The sequence below is a fragment of the Massilia sp. ST3 genome (genome assembly GCF_018119405.1).
Classification (GTDB): domain Bacteria; phylum Pseudomonadota; class Gammaproteobacteria; order Burkholderiales; family Burkholderiaceae_D; genus Telluria.
In genome coordinates this window covers 30,662-47,487 of record NZ_JAGPWC010000007.1, presented here as the reverse complement: position 1 = coordinate 47,487, position 16,826 = coordinate 30,662, and the positions used below count along the sequence as shown (strand labels likewise).

At 66.2% G+C, this 16,826-nt stretch carries 21 protein-coding genes; 5 read left to right on the top strand and 16 right to left on the bottom strand.

Features of this window, described 5'->3' with window-relative positions:
* Positions 1-233 precede the first annotated feature (233 nt).
* The 9 genes from bamC to KBW98_RS03910 all read right to left on the bottom strand — a co-directional run bounded on the left by bamC (position 234) and on the right by KBW98_RS03910 (position 8,022).
* Positions 234-1,388, bottom strand: a complete 1,155-nt coding sequence (gene bamC / locus KBW98_RS03950; protein ID WP_211518831.1) for an outer membrane protein assembly factor BamC — start codon at positions 1,386-1,388, stop codon at positions 234-236.
* 42 nt (positions 1,389-1,430) lie between these two features.
* Positions 1,431-2,315 (bottom strand): 4-hydroxy-tetrahydrodipicolinate synthase, encoded by an 885-nt coding sequence (gene dapA / locus KBW98_RS03945; RefSeq protein ID WP_211518830.1) that lies wholly within the window; start codon positions 2,313-2,315, stop codon positions 1,431-1,433.
* A 54-nt stretch (positions 2,316-2,369) separates the two neighbouring features.
* Positions 2,370-2,960, bottom strand: coding sequence for a bifunctional 2-polyprenyl-6-hydroxyphenol methylase/3-demethylubiquinol 3-O-methyltransferase UbiG (locus KBW98_RS03940; protein WP_211518829.1), 591 nt, complete (start codon positions 2,958-2,960; stop codon positions 2,370-2,372).
* A complete protein-coding gene (locus KBW98_RS03935; RefSeq protein WP_211518828.1) occupies positions 2,957-4,159 on the bottom strand; it encodes a tryptophan--tRNA ligase in 1,203 nt (400 codons plus the stop codon). The genes KBW98_RS03940 and KBW98_RS03935 overlap by 4 nt, the downstream gene beginning before the upstream one ends.
* 1 nt (position 4,160) lies before the next feature.
* On the bottom strand, positions 4,161-4,817 hold the full coding sequence (locus KBW98_RS03930) for a site-2 protease family protein (RefSeq protein ID WP_211518827.1): 657 nt from the start codon (positions 4,815-4,817) through the stop codon (positions 4,161-4,163).
* A 52-nt stretch (positions 4,818-4,869) separates the two neighbouring features.
* Positions 4,870-5,493: an L-threonylcarbamoyladenylate synthase gene (locus KBW98_RS03925; RefSeq protein WP_211518826.1), complete on the bottom strand. Its 624-nt coding sequence runs from the start codon at positions 5,491-5,493 to the stop codon at positions 4,870-4,872.
* Positions 5,494-5,513: 20 nt separating this feature from the next.
* Positions 5,514-6,389, bottom strand: a complete 876-nt coding sequence (htpX, locus tag KBW98_RS03920) for a protease HtpX (protein ID WP_211518825.1) — start codon at positions 6,387-6,389, stop codon at positions 5,514-5,516.
* A gap of 87 nt (positions 6,390-6,476) precedes the next feature.
* The gene (locus tag KBW98_RS03915; RefSeq protein WP_211518824.1) at positions 6,477-7,595 is read right to left on the bottom strand and encodes a PHB depolymerase family esterase; all 1,119 of its coding nucleotides are present in this window, start codon (positions 7,593-7,595) and stop codon (positions 6,477-6,479) included.
* 10 nt (positions 7,596-7,605) lie between these two features.
* Positions 7,606-8,022 carry a CopG family transcriptional regulator gene (locus KBW98_RS03910; protein WP_211518823.1) on the bottom strand — a complete coding sequence of 139 codons (417 nt, stop codon included), beginning with the start codon at positions 8,020-8,022 and terminating at the stop codon, positions 7,606-7,608.
* Between the two features lie 144 nt (positions 8,023-8,166).
* Here KBW98_RS03910 and KBW98_RS03905 point away from each other — a divergent pair, with 144 nt between their 5' ends.
* Positions 8,167-9,423 (top strand): sodium:proton antiporter, encoded by a 1,257-nt coding sequence (locus KBW98_RS03905; protein ID WP_211518822.1) that lies wholly within the window; start codon positions 8,167-8,169, stop codon positions 9,421-9,423.
* 70 nt (positions 9,424-9,493) lie between these two features.
* On the opposite strand, the gene KBW98_RS03900 is transcribed toward KBW98_RS03905, so the two are convergent.
* The 5 genes from KBW98_RS03900 to KBW98_RS03880 form a co-directional block, all read right to left on the bottom strand.
* Positions 9,494-9,703: a cold-shock protein gene (locus tag KBW98_RS03900; protein WP_211518821.1), complete on the bottom strand. Its 210-nt coding sequence runs from the start codon at positions 9,701-9,703 to the stop codon at positions 9,494-9,496.
* Between the two features lie 238 nt (positions 9,704-9,941).
* On the bottom strand, positions 9,942-10,775 hold the full coding sequence (locus tag KBW98_RS03895; protein WP_211518820.1) for a 3',5'-nucleoside bisphosphate phosphatase: 834 nt from the start codon (positions 10,773-10,775) through the stop codon (positions 9,942-9,944).
* 67 nt (positions 10,776-10,842) lie between these two features.
* Positions 10,843-11,391 carry a FlgO family outer membrane protein gene (locus KBW98_RS03890; RefSeq protein ID WP_211518819.1) on the bottom strand — a complete coding sequence of 183 codons (549 nt, stop codon included), beginning with the start codon at positions 11,389-11,391 and terminating at the stop codon, positions 10,843-10,845.
* 8 nt (positions 11,392-11,399) lie between these two features.
* Positions 11,400-12,071, bottom strand: coding sequence for a hypothetical protein (locus KBW98_RS03885; protein ID WP_211518818.1), 672 nt, complete (start codon positions 12,069-12,071; stop codon positions 11,400-11,402).
* 239 nt (positions 12,072-12,310) lie between these two features.
* Complete coding sequence (locus KBW98_RS03880) at positions 12,311-13,198, bottom strand: alpha/beta fold hydrolase (RefSeq protein ID WP_211518817.1); 888 nt, start codon at positions 13,196-13,198, stop codon at positions 12,311-12,313.
* 147 nt (positions 13,199-13,345) lie between these two features.
* Between KBW98_RS03880 and KBW98_RS03875 the strand changes: the two genes are divergently transcribed.
* From KBW98_RS03875 to KBW98_RS03860, 4 genes are all read left to right on the top strand, one after another.
* The gene (locus KBW98_RS03875; RefSeq protein WP_211518816.1) at positions 13,346-13,870 is read left to right on the top strand and encodes a gamma carbonic anhydrase family protein; all 525 of its coding nucleotides are present in this window, start codon (positions 13,346-13,348) and stop codon (positions 13,868-13,870) included.
* Between the two features lie 3 nt (positions 13,871-13,873).
* On the top strand, positions 13,874-14,830 hold the full coding sequence (gene hslO / locus KBW98_RS03870) for an Hsp33 family molecular chaperone HslO (protein WP_211518815.1): 957 nt from the start codon (positions 13,874-13,876) through the stop codon (positions 14,828-14,830).
* A 13-nt stretch (positions 14,831-14,843) separates the two neighbouring features.
* Entirely contained in the window at positions 14,844-15,275 is a 432-nt protein-coding gene (locus KBW98_RS03865; protein ID WP_211518814.1) for a thioesterase family protein, read from the top strand.
* A 292-nt stretch (positions 15,276-15,567) separates the two neighbouring features.
* Positions 15,568-16,074, top strand: a complete 507-nt coding sequence (locus KBW98_RS03860; RefSeq protein ID WP_211518813.1) for a Dps family protein — start codon at positions 15,568-15,570, stop codon at positions 16,072-16,074.
* A 94-nt stretch (positions 16,075-16,168) separates the two neighbouring features.
* Here the strand turns inward: KBW98_RS03860 and KBW98_RS03855 are convergent, their stop codons facing one another.
* The gene (locus tag KBW98_RS03855) at positions 16,169-16,456 is read right to left on the bottom strand and encodes a hypothetical protein (protein WP_211518812.1); all 288 of its coding nucleotides are present in this window, start codon (positions 16,454-16,456) and stop codon (positions 16,169-16,171) included.
* Positions 16,457-16,473: 17 nt separating this feature from the next.
* Positions 16,474-16,821 carry a cell division protein FtsB gene (ftsB, locus tag KBW98_RS03850; protein WP_211518811.1) on the bottom strand — a complete coding sequence of 116 codons (348 nt, stop codon included), beginning with the start codon at positions 16,819-16,821 and terminating at the stop codon, positions 16,474-16,476.
* Positions 16,822-16,826 lie beyond the last annotated feature (5 nt).

Genomic DNA, 16,826 nt, shown 5'->3' with positions numbered 1-16,826 from the left:
CCGGTTTTTTTTCGCCTGTACGTTTTGCGTGGTGCGACATGGGCTGGTTGAACGCGTGGACGGACAAGCCGTCCACCCTACAGCAAGCGCCGCGATGACGCTTCCGTAGGGTGGACGGGGTGATTCGGGCCAGTGGCCCGAATCACGAACGTCCACGCGTTCAACCAGCAGCAATGCAGACGAAAAAAAACCGGCCCACTGGGCCGGTTCTTCATTTGCAGACGAAACCGCGATTACTTCAGCTCGTCATTCAGCAGCTTCAGGATCTTGGCCGCCGTCGGCGACGTATCCGGCTTGCCGTCATTGCTCTGCACCGTCACTTCGCTCACGTTCGCGCCCTGCGCGGCCTTGACCAGCACGCGGTAGCGCTGCGCTTCCTTGGCCTTCTCGTCGTCGCCGAAGGTGAACAGGCGCTTGAAGAAGCCTTCCTTGTTGGTCGCTTCCGGATCGACGTAGCGCACGAAGTAGATGCCCTGCACGCGGTCGCGGTCCTCGACGGTGAAGCCGACGCGGTCCAGCGCCAGGCCGACACGGCGCCATGCGCGGTCGAAGCCCTCGTCCACTTCCACCTTGTCGCCCACCAGCTTGGCGTGCTGCGGCTGCAGCGGCGCGTTGGCGACGGTGGTCTCGGCGCTCTTGACGTCCTTGGTGCCGGTCAGGTGCGCGACCATGCGGCCCAGGAACTGCGATTCCAGGCCCGGATCGTTCGGACGCACGGTCCAGACCGTGGTTTCCTTCTGGGCGCCGGTCAGGACTTCCTCGGCGCCGCGGTGGCTCACGTAGATCTCGGTGGAGCCGTCCGGCAGGCGCTCCAGGCGGGTGCGGAACTTGTCGCGCTCGCCGGTCGAATAGGCGCGGTCGAACACCTTGCCGATGGCGTTGCGCAGGAAGTCCTGCGGGATCTTCGAACGGTTCTCGACCCAGTTGGTTTCCATGGTGCCGGTCGCGGCCGACTCGGACTCGATGGCGAAGCCGTTGTCTTCCCAGAACTGGCGCAGTTGCGGCCAGAGCTGTTCCGGGGTCTGCTTGACCACCAGCCAGCGCTGGTCGCCGGCGCGCTCGATGCGCACCGCATCGCTCGAGACCGGGCCGACGGCTTCGGTCGCGCCGGCCACCGGGGCCGCGGTTTGCTGGCCGCGCGACTGCTGGAAGCCGGAGGCGGTGGCGACGCCCTTGGCGTCCGGGACGGCGTAGCGGTTGTCACGCTGCAGCTGGGTCAGGTCGGGCGGTACTTCCAGCGCCGCGGCCTTCTTGGCGCCCCGGTAATCCACCTTGTCCGATTCGAACACGGTGGTGCAGGCTGCCAGGCTGAGTGCGAGCGCGGTGAGCGTCAGCGCGCGGCCGGCGGCGGGAGCGGAAACCAGGGTCGTTTTCTTGCGAATAGTCATGTCGTTCGATGTCAGATACTAGGAACCCGAATCCTTGCGGATTCAGGACTGTGGATGGACGCCTGCGGCCACCAGGGCGGCGCGCACGGTCTCGTGGTATTGCGCGGACAGCGGCGCGAGCGGCAGGCGCAGGCCGGCCGGCATCTTGCCCATCTCGGCCAGCGCCCACTTCACCGGCACCGGATTCGGTTCGATGAACAGCTTGCCGTGCAGGTCCAGCACGCGGTTGTTGATCTCGATGGCGCGCGCGATGTCGCCGACCATGGCAGCCTTGCACAGCTCGTGCATGGCGCGCGGGGCGACGTTGGCGGTGACCGAGATGTTGCCGGCGCCGCCGCAGAACAGCAGGGCCATGGCGCTCGCATCGTCGCCCGAATAGACGCCGAAGGATTTGTCCACCATGCGCAGCAGTTCGATGCCGCGGCCGATGTTGCCGGTGGCGTCCTTGACGCCGACGATGTTGTCCACCTGCGCCAGGCGCGCGATGGTGTCGTTGGCCATGTCGGCCACGGTGCGGCCCGGCACGTTGTACAGGATGATCGGGAGATCGACGGCTTCCGCGATGGTGCGGAAGTGGCGGTACATGCCCTCTTGCGTCGGGCGGTTGTAGTACGGGACCACCTGGAGCGAGGCGTCGGCGCCCACGTCCTTGGCGTGGCGCGTCAGCGCGATCGCTTCCGCGGTCGAATTGCCGCCGGTGCCGGCGATGACCGGGATACGGCCGGCGACGTGGTCGACCGCCAGTTTCACCAGTTCGCAGTGCTCTTCCGGAGAAACGGTCGCCGATTCGCCCGTCGTGCCGACGATGACGATGGCGTCGGTGCCTTCCGCGATGTGCCAGTCGAGCAGTTTGCGCAGGGAGTCGCGGTCAAGACTGCCGTCTTCGAACATCGGGGTGACGATTGCTACGATGCTGCCCTTAATCATAATCTTTGGACCGTGCCGGTAAATAAAAGCCTGATTGTAGCGGATCGCCCGCCGTCATGGTTCATTCCTGACCACAATATGGTCGAGCCTCGCTTCGGATTTCCCGAATGCCGGGCCGGCCGCACACAGGCGCTGCACCTGGGCCGGATGCGGCGCCTCGACGTGGCCGTCTTCGTAGGCCAGCACCTGCAGGCCGCCACCCGCCGCCAGCGCCAGCAGTTCGCCAGGCCCCAAGAGGAAATCCGGGTTCGAAGGCTTGCCGTAGACCTGGTTCCCCTGGGCGAAGGTTTCGTAGATCAGGACGCCGTCCGGACGCAGGCTCGCGGCCAGCTGCGGGAACAAGGGGCGGTACAGGTAATTGGTGACGACAATGGCGGCGAAGCGCCCCGCCGCGAAGGGCCAGGGCGAACCGTCCTCGAGGTCGTACTCCATCGTCGTGACGCCGGGGCCGGCCGCCGCGGCCAGCGCCTCGGGCTTGCGGTCCAGCGCCAGCACCGGGTGGCCGAGCACCGCCAGCAGGCGCGTGTGGCGTCCCGTGCCGCAGGCCAGGTCCAGCACTTCGCCTGCGGGAAGGATGGGCGCGAAGCGCGCCACCCATGGCGAGGCCGGCAGGTTCATCATGTTGATTGGCGAATTGACTGTCATGTGTAGGCGAGCCCCATCGCTTCGCGCACGTCGCGCATCGTTTCCTGGGCCAGGCGGCGCGCCTTGTCGCAGCCGTCGGCCACGATCGCGCGCACCAGGGTCGGGTCGTCCAGGTAGGGCTGGGCGCGTTCGTGCATCGGTTCCTGTTCCGCCAGCACGCCGTCGATGACCGGCTGCTTGCACTCGATGCAGCCGATGCCGGCGCTGGTGCAGCCCTTGACCACCCAGTCGCGGGTGGCGCCGTCCGAATACACCTCGTGCAGCTGCCACACCGGGCAGCGCTTCGGATCGCCCGGATCCGTGCGGCGCACCCGCGCCGGGTCGGTGGGCATGGTGCGGATTTTCTTGACCACGCTGTCGCGCTCCTCGCGCAGCGCGATCGCGTTGCCGTAGCTCTTGGACATCTTGCGCCCGTCCAGGCCCGGCAGGCGCGAGGACTGGGTCAGCAGTGCTTGCGGCTCGGCCAGGATGATGCGGCGGCTGCCTTCGAGGTAGCCGAACAGGCGCTCGCGGTCGATGTTCGACAGGCTGCCCGCATCGTCCAGCATGGCGCGCGCCTGCTCGAGGGCGTCCACCTCCCCTTCCTGGTGATAGGCGGTGCGCAGTTCCAGGTACAGCTTGGCGCGCTTGCTGCCCAGCTTCTTGACGGCCGCGATGGCCTTCTCTTCGAAGCCCTTTTCCTTGCCGTAGATGTGATTGAAGCGGCGCGCCACCTCGCGCATCATCTCGACGTGCGGCAGCTGGTCCTCGCCCACCGGCACCATGCTGGCGCGGTAGATCAGGACGTCGGCCGCCTGCAGCAGCGGGTAGCCCAGGAAACCGTAGGTGGCCAGATCCTTGTGCGCGAGATTGTCGATCTGGTCCTTGTAGCTGGGGACCCGTTCGAGCCAGCCGAGCGGCGTGGCCATCGACAGCAGCAGGTGCAGTTCGGCGTGCTCCGGCACTTTCGACTGGATGAAGATGGTCGCCTGCGAGGGGTCGATGCCGGCGGCCAGCCAGTCGACCACCATGTCCCAGGTGCTGCGCTCGACGATGCCGGGATCGTCGTAGTGCGTGGTCAGCGCGTGCCAGTCGGCGACGAAGAACAGGCAGGGATGCTCGGCCTGCACCCGGATCCAGTTCTTCAGCGCCCCGTGGTAGTGCCCCAGGTGCAGCGCGCCGGTCGGGCGCATGCCGGAGACGACGCGGTCGGGATACATGTCAGCTCAGGAGCAGGTACAGCGGCGAGGCGATCAGCTTGAGCAGGATCTCGCCCAGCGCCATCACCGGGATCACCCAGAACGCCAGCAGCTTGAAGAAGATCAGCGCCAGCACGATGAAGAAGCCATACGGCTCGATCGCCGCGAATTTATAGGCCAGGCGGTGCGGCAGCAGGCTGGTGACCACGCGCCCGCCGTCCAGAGGCGGAATCGGGAACAGGTTGAAGGCGAACATCAGCAGGTTGGTGAACACGCCGGCCTGGGCCACCTTGTGCGGGAAGGCCTCGTCGACCTGGAAGGCCACCAGCAGCGCCGCCAGCACCAGCCACAGGAAGGCCATCAGGAAGTTCGCCGCGGGACCGGCCAGCGCCACCCAGGCCATCTGCTTCTTGGGATTGCGCAGGCGGCCGAAGTCGACCGGAACCGGCTTGGCGTAGCCGAACACGAAACCGCTGGTCAGATAAAGCGCGATGGGAATGACGATGGTGCCGAGCACGTCGATGTGCACCAGGGGATTGAGGCTCATGCGCCCCTGTGCATAGGCGGTGTTGTCGCCGAAGTACTTGGCGGCGTAGGCGTGGGCAGCTTCGTGCAGGGTAATCGCAAAAAGAACGGGCAGTGCATAGACTGCGATGTTACGTATTAGTTCAGCATCCATGGGGGGATTCTAACAGAGCGGCCGCCGGGCGGCCGGTGGGAGGAAGACGGCTTCAGAGGCCGAAGACGGACGGGTCGCCCCTGCCCTCGCGCACCAGCTCGGGCGAGGGGCCGGTGAGATCGACCACGGTGGTCGGCTCCAGCGTACCGGCGCCGCCGTCGATCACCAGCTCGATCTGCTTGCCGAGGCGCTCCTGGACCTCTTCCGGATCGGACAGCATGTGGTCGTCGCCCGGCAGCTGCAGGGTGGTGCCGATCAGCGGCTCGCCCAGTTCCTCGAGCAGCGCCAGGGTGATGCGGTTCTCCGGCACGCGCAGGCCGATGGTCTTGCGCGAGGGATGGGACAGGCGGCGCGGCAGTTCGCGCGTGGCTTCCAGGATCACCGTATAGGGTCCGGGCATGGTGGCCTTCAGCAGCCGGTACTGCGAATTGTCGACGCGCGCATACAGCGCGATCTCGGACAGGTCGCGCGCCAGCAGCGTCAGGTGGTGCTTGTCGTCGACGCCGCGGATGCGGCGCAGCTTTTCCACGGCCGCCTTGTCGTCCAGGCGGCAGACCAGCGCATAGGCCGAATCGGTGGGAATGGCAATGATGCCGCCTGCGCCGACGATTTGCGCGGCCTGCTTGATCAGGCGCGCTTGCGGGTTCTCGGGATGGATCTGGAAATATTGGCTCATCAGGGCTCAAGTGTAGCGGATCAGCGCAGCGACTGGAGCGCGGCGATGCGCTGCTCCATCGGCGGGTGGGTCGAGAACAGGGCGCCCCAGCCGCCGCCGCTGCCGGAAATGCCGGAGGCGGCCATCGACTGCGGCAGCGCGCCGGGGGCCAGGCCGCCGAGGCGGGCCAGCGCATGCTGCATCGGCACCGGGCTGCCCAGCAGCTTGGCCGAGCCGGCGTCGGCGCGGAATTCGCGCTTGCGCGAGAACCAGGCGACGATGATCGAAGCCAGGATGCCGAAGGCGATCTCGCACACGAACACGGTCACCATGTAGCCGATGCCCGGGCGGTCGCCTTCGCTGCGCAGCAGGACCTTGTCGACGAAGTAGCCGACCACGCGCGCCAGGAACACGACGAAAGTATTCACCACGCCCTGGATCAGGGTCAGCGTGACCATGTCGCCGTTGGCGATGTGGGCCACCTCGTGCCCCAGCACCGCTTCGACCTCGTCGCGGTTCATCCCCTGCAGCAGGCCGGTGGACACGGCCACCAGGGCGGAATTCTTGAAGGCGCCGGTGGCGAAGGCGTTCGGCTCGCCCTCGTAGACGGCGACTTCCGGCATGCCGATGCCGGCGCGCTCGGACAGGCGGCGCACGGTGTCGACCAGCCACATCTCGGTCGAGTTGGCCGGCTGGTCGATGACGCGCGCGCCGGTCGACCACTTGGCCATGGGTTTGCTCAGCAGGAGCGAAATGAAGGAGCCGGTGAAGCCCACCACCAGCGAAAACACGGCCAGCGCGCCGACGTCGATGCCCTGCCCGGTCACGGCCCGGCCCACGCCGAGCAGGTTCAGCACGAGCGACACCACCAGCACCACGGCGAGGTTGGTGGCAAGGAACAGGACGATGCGTTTCATGGGTCGGTCTCCTGGCGGCGTGGATGACAGGCTGCCAAGATTGGGCTGCAATACGGAAAAATCAAGGGCCTGGCGGCAGCGCTGAGCTCATCCGTGGTGCGACAGGAAGAAACGCAGCATTTCGGCGGACGCGGACGGTCCCGCGGCATCGGTATGCGAACCGGCCGGATTGCCGCCGGACCAGGCGTGGCCGGCGCCGTGCAGCTGCCAGTGTTCCACCACGGAGCGGCCCGCGCTGTCGCGCCAGGTGTGGCGGGTGCAGCGGCGTCCCGCATGATCGTGTGCCTCGGTGTGCTGTTGCAGCTCGGCGCCCTGCGCCCTCAGGAACTGGGCCAGCACGGCCTCGCCGTTGCCGGGATTGACCAGATGGTCGGCGTCGCCGTGGAACACGATGGCCGGCACGCCCTGTCGCAGCTTGCGGCCCTTGCCCGGTTCGCGCATCGCCTTCAGCCCCGACATCATGTCCTTCGCGCTCCCGGCCGGCAAGCCGGAGTGGATGCCGACCGCCGCGTACAGCTCGGGATAATCGGCGCCGAGGATGGCCGCCATCGCGCCGCCGGCCGAGAGCCCGGCTGCATATACGCGCGCAGGATCGCCCCCATGCTCGCCAATCACCTGGCGGGTCATGCCGGCCAGGATGGCGGGTTCGCCACGCTCCCGGCCCTGGTGGGCCGGCTCGAACCAGTTCCAGCAACCGTTGTGGTTCGCGCCCTTGTCCTGCTCCGGGTAGAGCACCAGGCAGCCATGCTCCTCGGCCAGCGCATTCATGGCGGTGCCGGTGGCGAAGTCGTCGGGGTTCTGCGTGCAGCCGTGCAGCATCACGACCAGGGGACGCGGCCCCTGCGCCGGCCGAGCCGGGATGTAGAGCTTGTAGCGGCGGGCGCCCGCGGCGCAGCTGAAGCTGCCGCCCACGAAGCGTCCCGGCGCCTGCGCGTCCGCGTTTGCGCGATGGCGGGAGGGGTGCGGCGCATGCACCGCGCCGCGGCCATGGCGGCGGCTGGTGCCCGCACGCCAGCCGGGCGCCTGGTTCAGGTCGACGAAGGGCGCCGCCGGCGCCATTGGCGCCTGAGGCAGGCCTCCCTGCGGCAGCAGGCCGGATTCGGCCAGCGCCTTCTGGATCAATGCCGTGGCTGCCGACGCGTCCTGCGTCTGCGCGAGCCGGGCCGACTCCACCATCTGGGAGATAAAGCGGTCTAGTGGTTTCATGCCTGTCCTTCTAAGTATGGATGCGGTCCGCCAGGGCTTCCCTGGCGGCGGGGGGCGCCACGAAGGCGCCAAGTACCTGGACCGAGGCGATGGCAGCGCGGGCCAGTTCGGCGTCGACGTCGTCCTCGATCACGGCCAGTCCCAGCACCTGGATGTCCAGTTGCTGGCCACTGGCCACGACCTGCTCGAGCTCGCGGCGCGAATAGCGGTGCATGCCCATCACGTAGCGCTTGCGCACCACGGTTTGCCGGATGGTTTCCGCATGCACCTGCAGCAGGTTGCGGATTGCGGTGCGCACGAAATCGGTGCGGTTGGAATAAAACCCTTCGTCGACCAGCAAGTCGAGCTGGGCCAGGTCGACGAGACCGACGTTGACGGTCACCTTGTCACTGTCGGGCAATTTTTGTTGCGATGTTACGAGCTTCATGTTTGACTCCCTCCCAATCCATACTCCAGATGGAGTATATGCGGAGTATTTCAAGCGAAATTTTTGAGATTTCGCCTGTGCGTCCTTCGAAAGGGATGACGCGTACCATGGAGATCCGTATCGCCGAGCCCCGGCAGGAGTCCCATGGAGATCGCCCACTGGTTTGTCCTGGTCGGCAGCCTGATGCTGGCGCGCGGCCTGTGGGGCTCCACCATCGCCCACTTGCCCTTCACCTCCGCCAGCATCTACCTGGTGATCGGCATCGTGCTCGGACCGGCGGTACTGGGCGTCTTTGCCTTCGATCCCTTGCGCGAGGCGTCCTTGCTCGAGAGCCTGACCGAAATCGCGATCCTGATTTCGCTGTTCTCGGCCGGGGTCAAGCTGCCCGTGCCCTTCAGCTTGCGGCGCTGGACCGTGTCGCTGCGCCTGGCGGTGCTGGCGATGGGCATGTCCGTGGCCTTGTGCGCGGTGTTCGCCACCGCCGTCCTCGGGATGTCGCTGGGGGCCGGCATCCTGCTCGGCGCCATCCTGGCGCCGACCGATCCGGTGCTCGCCACCGACGTGCAGCTGCGCCATGCGGGCGACAAGGATCCCTTGCGCTTCGCCCTGACCTGCGAAGCCGGCATGAACGACGGCACCGCCTTCCCTTTCGTGATCCTGGGCCTGCTCCTGATCGGCGCGGATGCGCCCGACCTGGCGCGCTGGCTGTGGCGCGACGCCCTGCTGGCCAGCCTGAGCGGGGTCGGCATCGGCCTGCTGTGCGGGGCCGGGATGGCAGGCTGCAGCTATCTGATCCGGCGCCACCACCCCAGCCATCAGCTGCTCGACGACCTGCTTGGGCTGGGACTCATCGCCCTGGCCTATGGCATCGCCCTGCTGGCCGGCGGCTGGGGCTTCCTGGCCGTGTTCTTCGCCGGCGTGGCCCTGCGCCAGACCGAATGGCGGCTGACCGAAGCGCCGCCGGATGGGCATGGCCTGGTGCACGGCGACGCCGGCGCCAGCGGCCAGGCCACGGTCAGCCAGGGCAGCCTGGTGTTCAAGGAGCACCTCGAGCGCCTGTCCGAGCTGGGGCTGGTGCTGCTGCTGGGCGGCGCGATGACGCCGGCCCTGTTCTCGCTCCAGGCCTGGCTGACGGCGGCCTTCCTGATCTTCGTCGCGCGTCCGCTCAGCGTCGTGCTGAGTCTTGCGGGCTCGAGGAGCGGCGCGCGCGAGACCGCCATCGTCGCCTGGTTCGGCGTGCGTGGGATCGGATCGATCTACTACCTGATGTACGCCATCAACCACGGTGTGCCCTCGGCGCTGGCGCGCGAGCTCGTCACGATCACGCTGGCCGTGATCATCCTGTCGATCGTCGTGCACGGCACCAGCGTCAAGGCCATGCTCGACCGGTACTGGGACTGAAAACGAAAAAGCCCGCCGAGGCGGGCTTGTTGTCGCCCGGACGCTGGAAGCATCCGGCGGCGCCTGGATCTTAGATCGGGCGGATATTGCTGGCCTTCTCGCCCTTCGGGCTGGCGGCGCGTTCGAAGGACACGCGCTGGTTTTCGGACAGGCTCTTGAAGCCTTGGGCCTGGATGTCCTGGAAGTGGGCGAACAGGTCGCCACCGCCGGCGTCAGGCGTGATGAAGCCGAAGCCCTTGGAATCGTTGAACCATTTGACGGTGCCGGTTTGAGTAGTCATGTTGAATATACCTTGAGTGAATTGGGCAAAATGCCGGAATGCACGTCCAAGCAAGCGGGTACGAAGAAGAGAATCAAACAGGACTGCCCAAGGGCAAGACGGGAAAGAGACCAACGAAGACGACTTGATGTAGTGCCCGATTGAAGATACAGGACACCCGGCGTTTTACCTAATGATTTCGAATGTATTTTCGCCGCGGTGCAAAAGTGTGCGGAACTTGCCGGATACACATATGTGCTCAGGTCCAGTCGTGCCAGACCGGTGTCAGCCCGGCGGGCAGCGGCGGCAGCTCGGCGAACTCCACCCGCGATTCACCCGGCGCATGGAAGTCGGTGCCGCGCGAGGCCAGGAAGCCGTAGCGCCGCGCCAGCTCGGCATAGGTGGCGTACTGGTCGGGCGTGTGGCTGCCGGTCACAACCTCGATGGCGTTGCCGCCCAGCTGGCGGAATTCGTCGAACAGCACGCCTTGCGCGGTGTCGCTGAACTTGTAGCGCCCCGGGTGGGCGATCACGGGAATGCCGCCGGCGCCACGGATCCAGCGCACCGCGTCTTCCAGCGAGGCCCAGCGGTGCGGCACATAGCCCGGCTTGCCTTCGGTGAGGTAGCGGCGGAACACTTCCGGGGTCGAGCCGCATACGCCGATCTCGACCAGGTAGCGCGCAAAGTGGGTACGCGAGATCAGGTCGGGGTTGCCGACGTAGTTGAGCGCGCCTTCGTAGGCGCCGGCAATGCCGGCCTGTTCGAGCTGGGCGGAGATTTCACGGGCGCGCGCCTCGCGGCCGTTGCGGGTGGCGCTCAAGCCGTCGACCAGGGCGCGGTTGTCCTCGTCGATCTGCAAGCCGACGATGTGCACGGTCTCGTTGGCCCAGGTGACGGAGATCTCGACGCCCGCCACGAACCGCATGCCCAGGTCTTGCGCGGCCTTGCGCGCCGCCTTGATGCCGCCCACTTCGTCGTGGTCGGTCAGGGCCCAGACGTCGACGCCGCTCTTGCGCGCGTAGGCCGCCACGGCGGCGGGAGCGAGCACGCCGTCGGAGACGTTGGAATGGCAGTGGAGATCGACTTTCAACATGGGCCGGCAAACGGAGGATGCGTTCTAAAGCAAAGCATTGTACGCGCTTTGCCGGCGTCCGTCGGCGTCAGTAGGACTGCAGCATGGAACGCACCGTGCCCTCTTTCGCCAGCACGTAATCGTGGCCGGCGAGGACCAGGTTGGTGGTGGGCTGGATCACCTTCATGTTGATGAAGATGGCGTCGCGCGTCTCGGCATACGAGCCGACCACGACCGCCTGGGCGTTGTGGGTGCTGGCCACTTCGCCGATCTCGCGCGTGAGCATCAGTTCGCCCTGGTTGCGCTTGAGATAGACGCTGTTGCGCAGCTTCATCTCGAGCATCTTCATGCCGCCCTGGGCCAGTCGGGTCGAGACCTGCTCGGACACCAGGCGCCCCAGCATCGAGGTCTGCTCGAGGGCGTCGATGTTGACGACGGTGGCCATGATCAGGGGCTTGTCGTCCGCCAGCTTGCCCTTGAGCTGGGCCGCCAGCGCGTCGGCCGCGCGGTAGTTGGCGGCTACGAAGGCATTGGCGGAGACGGAGGTGTAGTTGGTGTCTTCCTCGGTGCTGGCGCAGCCGCCCAGCAGCAGCGGCAGGGCCAACAAGGCGGCGCAAATCGGTTTCGGCAGGCGCATGATGGTTCTCAACGGTCGCGGACGGCGAAGGTCTTGGTCGGCTGGAAAGCGGCGTCGTAGAGCGCGCGGTCCGCGTCGACCGTGTAATAGACCGAGGTGGTACGGGCATAGTAGCGCTGGTCGTCGGCCACCGACAGGGTCACGATGATCTCGGTCCTGGGCGTGGCGCCGGTCGCGAACTGCGAGCGGAACCAGCTGTAGGCGTCCTCGGTTGCGATGGCGGCGCTGGCCAGCCATTCGATCGTGTGGTCGATGCCGGTCAGCACCCAGGCGCCCGCCACCAGGGCGGTGCGCTCGCCGGCGAACTTGTATTGCGGGCGCTTGGCGGAGAAGGCCACCACCTGTGTGTCGAGCTCGACCTTGAGCGCGCCCGGATCGGGGTTCTTGACGACGGTATAACCCTCGTTGACCAGGGCGGTGACCAGGTGGGTGGCGACGGCCTGGTTGAAGGTCGAACCCTGCTGGGGCGCCACATAGAAGGCGCGGCGCGCATTGACCTTGAAGGTCGGGCCCATTTCCTTGGCCATGTGGCGCGCGATCACACCCCAGTGCGCGGCCGCCTGGAGCTTGGCCTGCTGGGTGCTGGGGAAATTGGTGGCCACGGGGGCCGGGCTGTAAGGGACGGCGCACGCTGTCGTCAAGAGTGCACCGGCGAGCGCGAGGCCGGCTCGAATACCCATGGTCTATCCTGTTCAGTCTGAATGATTGCGCGGCCGGGATGCGCGCGGTGGGGTGGACTGTAGCACAGGCGTTGCCGGTGGGCAATTTAGGGGTGGGGTGGATGCAACGGAGTTCGTGGTGTGCGAGCAAACTTGGGTCCCGGCCTTCGCCGGGACGACGTTGTTTGAGTGCACCTATAACCCGAAGACCGTCGTTCCGGCGAAGGCCGGGACCCAAGTTTGTGTGATGAGTAATAGCCTTAGCTTTCACCACCCACCAAAAACTCCTCGACCATCCCCGCCAGCATCTCCGGCTGATCATGATGCAGCATATGCCCCGCCTCCGGCATCATGCGCGCCCTCACCTCGCGCAAATGCCCCATGCGCCGGTCGATCTCCGCCCTCGCCTGTTCCTTGGGCCCCATCCAGCGCCACATGTCGGTTTCCTCCGCCTCGACCCACAGCACCGGCGCCGTGATCGCACTCCAGCAGGCCATGATCTCCTCGACGTGGTACAGCAGCGGCCCGTGCATCTTGTGCGCCGGATCGGCCAGGATGCGCCACTGGCCATCCTCGCCCTGCGCCGACCAGTGCCCTGCCAGGAAGGCGGCGCGCTCCTCCGACAGGCGCGGATTGGTCTTGCGCAGACGGCCCGCCACGTCAAGCAGGCTGGCGTAGCCGCGCATGGCGGGCGGGCTGCGCACTTCGTCCAGCCACTTCGCCACGCGCCCCGGATACTGGCCCGGCCGCGTGGCCGGCAGGCCGAAGCCTTCCAGGTTGACCAGCTTGCCCACCCGCTGCGGGCGCACGCCGGCGTAGATGCCCGCGATGTTGGCGCCCATGCTGTGGCCGAGCAGGTTGACCGCTTCGCCAGGCGCGTAATGGTCGAGGATGGCCTCCAGGTCGGCCACGTAGTCGGGGAACCAGTAGGTGTCCGAATGCGTCGCCTCGGTCAGGCCGAAGCCGCGCCAGTCCGGCGCGATCACGTGCCAGTCGCCCTGCAGGCAATCGACCACGAACTGGAAAGAAGCGGACACGTCCATCCAGCCGTGCAGCATGAAGAGCTTGGGCGCGCCTTCGCGGCCCCAGTGGCGGACATGGGTGCGCAGGCCGCGCACGCTGAGGAATTCGGATCGGGACGGTGTCATGCTGCCTCAAGAAATAGTACGGTCGTTCGCATGATTATATCGGGGAACCGTTGATTTCGCTCGCCCCGCCCCCATCTGCCGCCAGTCGGACGATGCGATAGCGCAGGAGTTAAAATAGCGGTATTTCAACCCTCCGCGAGCACATCCATGGCGATTTACCAGCTGGGCGAGCATGCGCCCGAGATCGATGCGTCGGCTTTCGTGGCCGATTCAGCAACCCTGGTCGGCAAGGTGACCCTCGAGGCGAACGCCTCGGTCTGGTTCGGCGCCACGATCCGCGGCGACAACGAGCGTATCACCATCGGCGAGAACAGCAATGTCCAGGAGGGCACGGTGATGCACACCGACATGGGTTACCCGCTCACGATCGGCAAGAACGTGACCATCGGCCACCAGGCGATGCTGCATGGCTGCACGGTGGGCGACGGCTCGCTGATCGGCATCCAGGCCGTGGTGCTGAACGGCGCGAAGATCGGCAAGGGTTGCCTGGTCGGCGCCGGCGCCCTGGTCACCGAAGGCAAGGAATTCCCGGACCACTCGCTGATCCTCGGTTCGCCCGCCAAGGTGGTGCGCACCCTCACGGAAGAAGACGTAACGCGCCTGCAGGGCAGCGCCGCCAGCTATGTGGCGCGCGGCCAGCTGTTCAAGGCGCAGCTCAAGAAAATCGGATAAAGAATGACGACTCAAGACACCAGGGACACCCTGCAAAAATTCATCTTCGACAACGCCGCCGTGCGCGGCGAGCTGGTCGAGATTTCGGACACCTGGCGCGAGATCCAGGCGCGCCACGCCTATCCCAAGGCGGTGCGCGCGGTGCTGGGCGAGATGGTCGCCGCCGCTTCCCTGCTGTCGGCCAACCTGAAGTTCAACGGCGCCATCGTGATGCAGGTGCATGGCGACGGCCCGGTGCGCCTGCTGGTCGTCGAATGCGACGCCCAGCTGCGCATGCGCGCCACCGCCAAGCTGGCCCCGGACGCCGAGGTGCCGGACGACGCCAGCCTGCAAGACCTGTTCAACGTGCACGGCAAGGGCCGCTTCGTGATCACGCTCGATCCGGCCGACAAGGTGCCGGGCCAGCAGCCCTACCAGGGCGTGGTGCCGCTCGACGGCGGCGACATGGCGACCGTGATCGAGAACTACATGCTGCGCTCGGAGCAGATGGACACGCGCCTGTGGCTGGCGGCCGACGACAAGATCGCGCGCGGCCTGCTGCTGCAAAAGCTGCCGCGCCACAGCGGCGTGGAAGGCCAGACCAAGCAGGCCACCGAAGCGGAAGACCTGGAAACCTGGAACCGCGCCGTCATGCTGGGCCGCACCCTGAAGCGCGAGGAGATGCTCACCACCGGCATCCAGACCCTGCTGCAGCGCCTGTTCTGGGAGGAGACCATCCGCGTGTTCGACCCCGCGCACCCGGAGTTCCACTGCAGCTGCAACCGCGACAAGGTCGGCAACATGCTCAAGATGCTGGGCAAGGAAGAAGTCGATTCCGCGCTCGCCGAGCTGGGCGAGCTGGGCATCAACTGCGACTTCTGCGGCAAGCACTACTCCTTCGACAAGGTGGACTGCGCCCAGCTGTTCAGCACCGAAAGCCCGGTCCAGACCCTGATGCCGCCGAGCGGCAGCACCCACTGACAGGGCCTTGCCGATGCGTGACACACCCCGTAGCGCCTTCGCCCACGTCCTCGCCATGCCGACGCGCTGGATGGACAACGACAGCTACGGGCACGTCAACAACGTCAACTACTACAGCTTCTTCGACACGGCGGTGAACCGCTACCTGATCGAACAGGGCGTGCTCGACATCCACAAGGATACGGTGGTGGGGCTGGTGGTGGAGACGGGCTGCTCCTACTTCAGCTCGATCTCCTTCCCGGACACGGTGCACGCCGGGATCCGGGTGGCGAAGCTGGGCAATTCGAGCGTGCGCTACGAGATTGCGCTGTATCGCAACGATAGCGATGTGCCGGCGGCCGCCGGGCATTTCGTGCACGTGTATGTGGACCGGGAGAGCAATCGGCCAGTGGCGATTCCGACGCCTGCAAGAGTAGTGCTCGAAGGTCTGATCGTCCCACAGTAATCCGCATACCGCCTCCGCATTTCTGCCCCGCCCCCCCCCCCAAGACCGTCATACGCGCCACTGGCGCCTATGACTTCCGGCGAAGGCCGGAATCCAAGTTTGCTAGCGTGCCGGCTACGTTCGAGAACAACGGGACGCAACGAACTTGGGTTCCGGCCTTCGCCGGAACGACGTGCTGGGGCTGCGGGCCAAAGCACACACTCCTCGGCCCGCTATTGAACCGGGACACCTCCGGCAAAACCTCCGCCCCAGTGCTAAGCTGTTAGTTCTTCGACATCAAGGAGGAAGCACGATGGACATCGATATCGGCATCAGCACCGACGACCGCGCGAAGATCGTGGAGTCGCTCTCGAAAGTGCTGGCGGACAGCTACATGCTCTACCTGAAGACGCACAACTTCCATTGGAACGTGACCGGGCCCATGTTCCAGACCCTGCACGTGATGTTCCAGGAACAGTACACCGAGCTGTGGAACGCGCTGGACGACATCGCCGAGCGCATCCGCGCCCTGGGCCACTATGCACCGGGCACCTACAAGCGCTATGCGGAACTGTCGAGCATCACGGAAGAACCGAGCGTGCCGGACCCACGCGAGATGATCCGCCAGCTGGTGGAAGGCCAGGAAATCCTGATCCGCAGCCTGCGCGCCGGGGTCAAGATCGCGGACGAGATCGACGATTTCCCGACGGCGGACATGCTCACCACCCGCATGGAGGTGCATGAGAAGAATGCGTGGATGCTGCGCGCCTTCCTGGAGCATGGGAAGGGGCATATGCAGGGGGATGCGTCGTCGCCATAACCGCGTGAGCAGGAAACGGTGCGGCATTCATGAGCCGCTTGGACGCGTGGACGGGTTCCCCGTCCACGCGTTCAACCAGCTTTAGAACAGCCGTTCAGTCAGCGCCAGTCCGGCCACCCGACATATGAAGATCAACCACCTTCATGATCTCCAGCGTGAGATCGAGATCGAACTCGCCCGACGCCAGCGCCTCCTGCAACTGCTCGCGCGGCATGCCGACCGCGGCGGCCAGGCCCGGCAGGGCCGGCGCCTTCGACACCGCCAGCAGCGCGGAAGCGATCAGCTGGCCGTCGCCGTCTTCGAAGGCGTCCGCCAGGCAGTCGGCGATCGCGTCGAGCGAATCGAGGGCGGCGGGATCGATGGGAGTGTTTGGTGAAGTCATGAGCGGTTCCGAAGCCTTCAGTGCTTCGGCTTGTCCTTGTCCTTCGGCTGGGGCGGAGGCGGCGGCTCGGTCATCGAGACCGCGGGCTGCTCGTCCTTGCGCAGCACCTGCACGAAGATTTCGTTCTGCTTGATCATGCCCAGCTCGTAGCGCGCCCGCTCCTCGACCGCGCCGGTTCCCTCTTTCAGGTCGCGCACTTCGGATTCGAGCTTGCCGTTGCGGGCCTTGAGCTGTTCGGTCTTGAGGCGCACGGCCTCGACCTGTCCGCGCATGTCGGCCACGGACAGCCAGCCGCCCTTTCCGATCCAGAGTGGATACTGGATCATCAAGAGCAGGGCGGCAAGGGCGATGGTGATCAGGCGCATAACGG

Excerpts from the sequence above, each read along its gene's own strand:
- bamC (WP_211518831.1), bottom strand. The coding sequence starts at position 1,388 with ATGACTATTCGCAAGAAAACGACCCTGGTTTCCGCTCCCGCCGCCGGC.
- dapA (WP_211518830.1), bottom strand. The coding sequence starts at position 2,315 with ATGATTAAGGGCAGCATCGTAGCAATCGTCACCCCGATGTTCGAAGAC.
- KBW98_RS03940 (WP_211518829.1), bottom strand. The coding sequence starts at position 2,960 with ATGACAGTCAATTCGCCAATCAACATGATGAACCTGCCGGCCTCGCCA.
- KBW98_RS03935 (WP_211518828.1), bottom strand. The coding sequence starts at position 4,159 with ATGTATCCCGACCGCGTCGTCTCCGGCATGCGCCCGACCGGCGCGCTG.
- KBW98_RS03930 (WP_211518827.1), bottom strand. The coding sequence starts at position 4,817 with ATGGATGCTGAACTAATACGTAACATCGCAGTCTATGCACTGCCCGTT.
- KBW98_RS03925 (WP_211518826.1), bottom strand. The coding sequence starts at position 5,493 with ATGAGCCAATATTTCCAGATCCATCCCGAGAACCCGCAAGCGCGCCTG.
- htpX (WP_211518825.1), bottom strand. The coding sequence starts at position 6,389 with ATGAAACGCATCGTCCTGTTCCTTGCCACCAACCTCGCCGTGGTGCTG.
- KBW98_RS03915 (WP_211518824.1), bottom strand. The coding sequence starts at position 7,595 with ATGAAACCACTAGACCGCTTTATCTCCCAGATGGTGGAGTCGGCCCGG.
- KBW98_RS03910 (WP_211518823.1), bottom strand. The coding sequence starts at position 8,022 with ATGAAGCTCGTAACATCGCAACAAAAATTGCCCGACAGTGACAAGGTG.
- KBW98_RS03905 (WP_211518822.1), top strand. The coding sequence starts at position 8,167 with ATGGAGATCGCCCACTGGTTTGTCCTGGTCGGCAGCCTGATGCTGGCG.
- KBW98_RS03900 (WP_211518821.1), bottom strand. The coding sequence starts at position 9,703 with ATGACTACTCAAACCGGCACCGTCAAATGGTTCAACGATTCCAAGGGC.
- KBW98_RS03895 (WP_211518820.1), bottom strand. The coding sequence starts at position 10,775 with ATGTTGAAAGTCGATCTCCACTGCCATTCCAACGTCTCCGACGGCGTG.
- KBW98_RS03890 (WP_211518819.1), bottom strand. The coding sequence starts at position 11,391 with ATGCGCCTGCCGAAACCGATTTGCGCCGCCTTGTTGGCCCTGCCGCTG.
- KBW98_RS03885 (WP_211518818.1), bottom strand. The coding sequence starts at position 12,071 with ATGGGTATTCGAGCCGGCCTCGCGCTCGCCGGTGCACTCTTGACGACA.
- KBW98_RS03880 (WP_211518817.1), bottom strand. The coding sequence starts at position 13,198 with ATGACACCGTCCCGATCCGAATTCCTCAGCGTGCGCGGCCTGCGCACC.
- KBW98_RS03875 (WP_211518816.1), top strand. The coding sequence starts at position 13,346 with ATGGCGATTTACCAGCTGGGCGAGCATGCGCCCGAGATCGATGCGTCG.
- hslO (WP_211518815.1), top strand. The coding sequence starts at position 13,874 with ATGACGACTCAAGACACCAGGGACACCCTGCAAAAATTCATCTTCGAC.
- KBW98_RS03865 (WP_211518814.1), top strand. The coding sequence starts at position 14,844 with ATGCGTGACACACCCCGTAGCGCCTTCGCCCACGTCCTCGCCATGCCG.
- KBW98_RS03860 (WP_211518813.1), top strand. The coding sequence starts at position 15,568 with ATGGACATCGATATCGGCATCAGCACCGACGACCGCGCGAAGATCGTG.
- KBW98_RS03855 (WP_211518812.1), bottom strand. The coding sequence starts at position 16,456 with ATGACTTCACCAAACACTCCCATCGATCCCGCCGCCCTCGATTCGCTC.
- ftsB (WP_211518811.1), bottom strand. The coding sequence starts at position 16,821 with ATGCGCCTGATCACCATCGCCCTTGCCGCCCTGCTCTTGATGATCCAG.